We start from the raw sequence: 5,838 nt of genomic DNA on the forward strand, positions 1-5,838 counted from the left end.
AGCGGCTGGTACTGGTGCCATGCGGAGCCGTCCTCCATCTGGGTGGAGGCGATGTCGATGATGCGCTGGCGCGCGCGGCCCGGAATCAGGTGCACGAAACCGAGCAGATCCTGGTTGGAATCGCGGAAGCCCATGCCGCGTCCCATGCCGGACTCGTAGTAGGAGGCGGAGCGGGACATGTTGAATGTGACCATGCACTGGTACTGGTGCCAGATGTTGACCATGCGGTCGAGCTTCTCGTCGCCGGATTCGACGCTGTAGGTGCTCAGCAGCTCGGTCCAGTAGGAGTTCAGCTCCTTCAGCGCGGCCTCGACTTGCTCGACGGTGGCGAAGCGGCGGAACAGCTCGTGCGCCGGCTTCTTGTTGATGATGCCGACCTTGGCCGGATCGTTCGGATCCTCCCACTTCTGGTCCTTGGCGACCTCGATATAGCCGAGCACGAAGACCAGCGACTTGGTCTCGCCGGGCTGGAGGGTCAGACGCACACGGTTGGCCGCGATCGGGAACCAGCCGTGGGCCACGGAATCGTGGGCCTTGCCTTCGGTGATGACCTGCGGGGTGTCCCAGCCGTTGAACTGGCCGAGGAATTCGTCGCGGCTGGTGTCGAAGCCGACGACGGGGGAGTTCACCGCGAAGAAGGCGTAATGGTTGCGGCGCTCCTTGAACTCGGTCTTGTGATACAGCAGCGTGGCGTCGTCCTCGCGCTCGACCTCCACTTCGCCGGTGGACAGGTTGCGCTGGAAGTTGGAGGAGTCATCCACGGCGTTCCACAGGCACCATTCCACGGAACCGGTCACATCGATGACGACCGGCTTGCCGGTGGTGTTGGTCACGTCAAGGCGGTTGATCTCGGCATGGGTGTGTAGCGGCACGAACGCGGTGAGCTTGGATTCGATGCCGTTCTTGGCGGCTTCGAACACGGTGTAGCCGATGCCCTGACGGCACTTGTAGGAGTCGAGCGGGGTCTTGCTCGGCAGGAAGGTGGGGGACCAGGTCTCGACCGGCTTGGCGTCGGCCGCATCGGAGTCCATCAGGCTCAGGTAGTAGCAGCGCGAGCCGTTGTCGGCCGGAACGTTGTTGTAGCGGTAACGGGTGATGCGGCGCAGTTTGGCGTCCTTGTAGAAGGAATAGCCGCCGCCGGTGTTGGAGATCAGGGAAAAGAAGTCCTCGTTGCCGAGGTAGTTGATCCACGGCAGCGGGGTGGCCGGGGTCTCAATCACATATTCCTTTGCCGCGTCGTCGAAATGGCCGTAGCGCATGGATGTCCTTTCGTCGGTGAAATGGTGTGAACGGAACGTGCTTGCGATGTATCGTTCATTGATTTAACAATAGATTAGCATGTTATTTATAAACTTATAAATAGTGATTTGCGCGCGTGTTGTTCGGAAACCCGCGGTGCCGCCCGCCAATATTCCGAGGTTGGGATATACTGCCTCTGTTGCCCTCGTAGCTCAGTCGGTTAGAGCAGCACCCTTATAAGGTGTTTGTCCTGGGTTCAAGTCCCAGCGAGGGCACATGCGGGACCTGCCGGAACGGCGGGTCCTTTTTCATGCGCATCTTCCCATGTGAAACCATGCCGTCGTGCGTGCGCCGCGTTTTCTCGTTTTTTCGGCTTTCCCGCGCGGTTCGGCGGCGGGTTGGCCGGTTTCGCCACGCGCGATGGGGAGAAACCGGTGTCCCGGCCATCTCCTACACTTCCAAAGGTTATCCGGTTCACGCCATGCCATCGGGGCGCGGCGACCCGGGTCCCCCGAATCTCTAGGAGACAAACTATGAAGCAGGGTATCCATCCTGATTACCACGCAGTGCAGGTCACCTGCTCTTGCGGCAACACCTTCGTCACCCGTTCCACCTACAACGGCGATCACATGACCGTCGACGTGTGCTCCAACTGCCACCCGTTCTACACCGGCAAGCAGAAGATCCTCGACACCGGTGGCCGTGTGGCTCGCTTCGAGAAGCGTTACGGCAAGAAGGCCAAGTGAGTCTTATTGCTTAGGCAATGAAAACGTCGGTCCGGTCGGGCCGGCGTTTTTTTTATCGGCGATTCGTCCGCCACGGATCGCACTTCCCCGCCACCTTATATGATGGACAGGTTGAGTAAGGTTCAGCGATGAGTGTTCCGCTGAAGCGCAGACACGAAGAAAAGGCTTACATTGGCAGACGAACAGTTCCCCGCGGCGGTCACCGCGCTTGAGGAATACCACAATATCGAACAACGGATGGCCGAGCCGGACGTCGCTTCCGACCCGGACAAGATGCGCAAGCTGGGCCGCCGGCATGCGGAATTGGAAGCCATCGTCTCCGCATACACCGCCTACAGGCAGGTGAAGGACGATTTGGACGCGGCGCGCGAAATGGCTTCCGAGGATTCCGACTTCGCCGAGGAGGCCAAGCGCCTTGAAGGCGAGCTGCCGGCGGTCGAGGAGAAGCTGCGCACCGCGCTGATTCCGCGCGACCCCGACGATGCGCGTGACACGATCATGGAGATCAAGGCCGGCACCGGCGGCGAGGAGGCCGCGCTGTTCGCCGGCGATCTGCTGCGTATGTACACCCGATACGCCGAAAAGCGTGGATGGACCGTCATCGTGCAATCCGAGAACACCACCGAGCTTGGCGGCGTCAAGGACGTGCAGCTGGCGATCCGCGCCAAAGGCACTCCCGCGCCGGAGGACGGCGTGTGGGCGTCGCTCAAGTACGAGGGCGGCGTGCACCGTGTGCAGCGCATCCCCGTCACCGAATCGCAGGGACGCATCCAGACCTCCGCGGCGGGCGTCATCGTGTTTCCGGAGGCCGACGAGGACGACGACGAGATCGAAATCGATCCGAAGGACCTCAAAATCGACATCTTCATGAGCTCCGGCCCAGGCGGCCAGTCCGTGAACACCACGTATTCCGCCGTGCGCATGACGCACATCCCGACCGGCATCGTGGTGAGCATGCAGGACGAGAAGAGCCAGATCCAGAACCGCGCCGCCGCGCTGCGCGTGCTCAAATCCCGCCTGCTGGCCATGAAACACGAGCAGGAGGCCGCCGAGGCCGCCGACATGCGCCACTCGCAGGTGCGTTCCCTGGACCGTTCGGAGCGTATCCGCACGTACAACTTCCCGGAGAACCGCATCGTGGACCATCGCACGAACTACAAGGCTTACAACCTCGACGCGGTGCTCGACGGCGACCTGCAGGCCGTCATCGACAGCGACATCCAGGCGGACGAGGCCAATCGTCTCGCAAACCAGAAGTAAGGCGGCCGGGTGACGACCGTATTCGAGACGGTGCGTTCCGCCTCCGCCGTGCTACGCGAGGCAGGCGTCGACACGCCGGAACATGACGCCAAACTGCTGTTCGCCGAGGCCTTCCACGTGGATCTGCCGGATGTGGACAAAGCCATGCTCATGGGCGACGATGTGGAGCGCGTGGTCGGGAAGGACGATGTCCGGCCCGCTTTGGAACGGTTCCGCGCCATGCTGAACCGCCGCGCGAAACGCGAGCCGTTGCAGCACATCACCGGGCATGCGCCGTTCCGTTATCTTGATCTGCAGGTCGGGCCGGGCGTGTTCGTTCCACGTCCGGAGACGGAGCTGGTCGTGCAGGAAGGCGTGGATTGGACGACCAGACACGGCATGTATTCGGCCCGGGTGGTCGATCTGTGCGCCGGAAGCGGCGCGATCGGCCTGTCCTTCGTCACGGAAGTGCCCGGCAGCGAGGTGTGGGCCGTCGAGAAAAGCGCGACGGCCGCCGGATGGACCCGGCGCAATCTCGACGAAACCGTGCGTCGGCATCCCGGCATCGCCGGCAACTATCACCTGGAAATCGCCGACGCCACGCAGATGCCGACGCTGAACCAGCTTGACGGCACAATCGACATCGTGCTCACCAATCCTCCGTACGTGCCGCTTTCCGACGTTCCCGACCAGCCCGAGGCACGTGATCATGATCCCGACTTGGCTTTGTATGGGGGTTCCGCGGATGGAACGCTCATACCGGAGCGCATCATCACGCGTGCCGCGAAACTGCTTCGTCCCGGAGGTCTCATGGTGATGGAGCACGACATCACGCAGGGGGAGCGGCTTTCCGCCTTCGCTGGCACGTGCGGCTTCGTCGATGTCGTCGTGCACAACGACTACACCGGCCGTCCGCGTTATCTGACCGCGGAAAAACGCGCGACGCTGTGACCTTTTTCAACGGCATGCCGGCTTGGGTATAGCCAAAGGTTGAGTCTCACTATAAGAACATTTTATGCGTGCCGTTGTCTGTCGGGCTATAAAGAACAATCGGAATGCACATAACGAACGGACGATTGCCATAAGCGGTCGTCGTGGTTCCGCGCACGGGATTGAGATGAGCATGAACGGCTTTCATGGTGCGCGTTGAGAGGAATGTGCAGCATTTTCAAAGAAAAGAGGAAGAACGGAATGAACGCGAAGTTCTCCGCCAAGTGCGTGGCCCTTATCGCGGCCGGCGCCATGTCGATGTCCCTCGCCGCCTGCTCCGGCGGCAGCATGGACGATTCCAGCAGCACCAGCGGTAGCGCGGCCAACAGTGATACCATCACTCTGGGATCCATCACCACCAACTCCGGCACCGCCGCGGCATACGGCGAGGCCGAGGTCGCAGGCTTCAAGCTGGCCGTGAGCGAGATCAACGCCAAGGGCGGCATCAACGGCAAGAAGATCAAGCTCGAGTCCATGGACGACAAGGGCGACGCCACCGAAGCCTCCAACGCCTTCAACAAGCTTGCCGGCGACAGCAGCGTGCTCGGCGTGCTCGGCCCGACGATCTCCTCCACCACCGCCGCCGTGGCTCCGCTGGCCGACCAGGCCAAGCTTCCGGCCATCGCCCCGGCCGCCACCTCCGATTCCATCGAGACCGGCGGCTACATGTTCCGTACCTGCTTCAAGGACTCCTATCAGGGCGAGATCGCGGCCAAGTTCGCCGCCGAGAACCTGAAGGTCAAGAAGGTCGCCGTGCTGTACGGCACCGGCGATCCGTACTCCTCCGGCGTGGGCAAGGCCTTCGCCGACGCGGCCAAGAAGGCCGGCCTTGACGTCGTGGCCGAGGAGAACTCCTCCAGCGCCGACGACACCGAGTACTCCTCCCAGCTGCAGAAGATCCAGGCCGCGGGCGCCGAGTTCCTGTACGCCCCGTACTACTACTCCGTCGCTGGTCCGTACATCATCCCGCAGGCCCGTTCCGTCGGCTACAAGGGCTATGTGATGGGTCCTGACGGTTACGATGGTCTGAAGATGACCGACGACAAGTCGCTCTACAACAAGGTGCTCTACACCACCCACTACTCCCCGGACGACACCTCCAACTCCAAGGTGCAGGACTTCATCAAGTCCTACAAGAAGGCCAACAAGAACGCCGATCCGAACACCTTCACCGCACTGGGCTACGACTCCGTGTACATGATGAAGCAGGCGATCGAGAAGGCCGGCAAGACCGCCACCCGCGAGTCCGTGCGCAACGCCATCGCCGGCATGAGCTTCGAAGGCGTGACCGGCAACTTCACGCTCGACAAGAAGGGCTCCCCGAAGAAGTCCGTCGTCGTGCTTGAGCTCAAGGACGGCAAGCCGCAGTACAAGACCACCATTCAGCCTGCCAAGTGAGCGTCGCTTGCCTGAAGGCCTGAATCTGTGAAGAGGAGGGGACCGGGAAACCGGTTCTCTCCCTTTCGCGTATCAAGACGAAAATAACCATATTCAGCCGCTGGGCTTCTTCAGCGGCCAAGCCGGACGGTTATGTCAAAAGTCCGGCATCATCAACTTTTGAAAGGAGGAATGATGGGCGATCAGATCATCATGTTCATCAGTCAGATCTTCAACGGTCTGAAGA

At 61.5% G+C, this 5,838-nt stretch carries 5 protein-coding genes and 1 tRNA gene; 5 read left to right on the forward strand and 1 reads right to left on the reverse strand.

The features are described 5' to 3' along the window. A partial coding sequence (locus tag ACR0P8_RS08370) for a GH36-type glycosyl hydrolase domain-containing protein (RefSeq protein WP_432624638.1) occupies window positions 1-1,259 on the reverse strand: 1,259 nt, incomplete at its 3' end. 181 nt (window positions 1,260-1,440) lie between these two features. On the opposite strand from ACR0P8_RS08370, the gene ACR0P8_RS08375 reads away from it, so the two are divergent. The 5 genes from ACR0P8_RS08375 to ACR0P8_RS08395 all read left to right on the forward strand — a co-directional run bounded on the left by ACR0P8_RS08375 (window position 1,441) and on the right by ACR0P8_RS08395 (window position 5,612). Then, a tRNA-Ile gene (locus ACR0P8_RS08375) sits at window positions 1,441-1,514 on the forward strand. Between the two features lie 258 nt (window positions 1,515-1,772). After that, window positions 1,773-1,985 (forward strand): 50S ribosomal protein L31, encoded by a 213-nt coding sequence (rpmE, locus tag ACR0P8_RS08380; protein ID WP_003808371.1) that lies wholly within the window; start codon window positions 1,773-1,775, stop codon window positions 1,983-1,985. Between the two features lie 171 nt (window positions 1,986-2,156). Further along, entirely contained in the window at window positions 2,157-3,245 is a 1,089-nt protein-coding gene (gene prfA, locus ACR0P8_RS08385; RefSeq protein ID WP_432624639.1) for a peptide chain release factor 1, read from the forward strand. A gap of 9 nt (window positions 3,246-3,254) precedes the next feature. Further along, window positions 3,255-4,175 carry a peptide chain release factor N(5)-glutamine methyltransferase gene (gene prmC / locus ACR0P8_RS08390; protein WP_432624640.1) on the forward strand — a complete coding sequence of 307 codons (921 nt, stop codon included), beginning with the start codon at window positions 3,255-3,257 and terminating at the stop codon, window positions 4,173-4,175. Between the two features lie 240 nt (window positions 4,176-4,415). Further along, entirely contained in the window at window positions 4,416-5,612 is a 1,197-nt protein-coding gene (locus ACR0P8_RS08395; RefSeq protein WP_432624641.1) for an ABC transporter substrate-binding protein, read from the forward strand. The last annotated feature ends 226 nt before the right edge of the window (window positions 5,613-5,838 follow it).

The sequence above is a fragment of the Bifidobacterium sp. genome (assembly GCF_050874245.1).
GTDB lineage: Bacteria > Actinomycetota > Actinomycetes > Actinomycetales > Bifidobacteriaceae > Bifidobacterium.

Bases quoted from the DNA above. Each gene is read 5' to 3' on its own strand.
- ACR0P8_RS08395 (WP_432624641.1), top strand. From the start codon at position 4,416: ATGAACGCGAAGTTCTCCGCCAAGTGCGTGGCCCTTATCGCGGCCGGC.
- rpmE (WP_003808371.1), top strand. From the start codon at position 1,773: ATGAAGCAGGGTATCCATCCTGATTACCACGCAGTGCAGGTCACCTGC.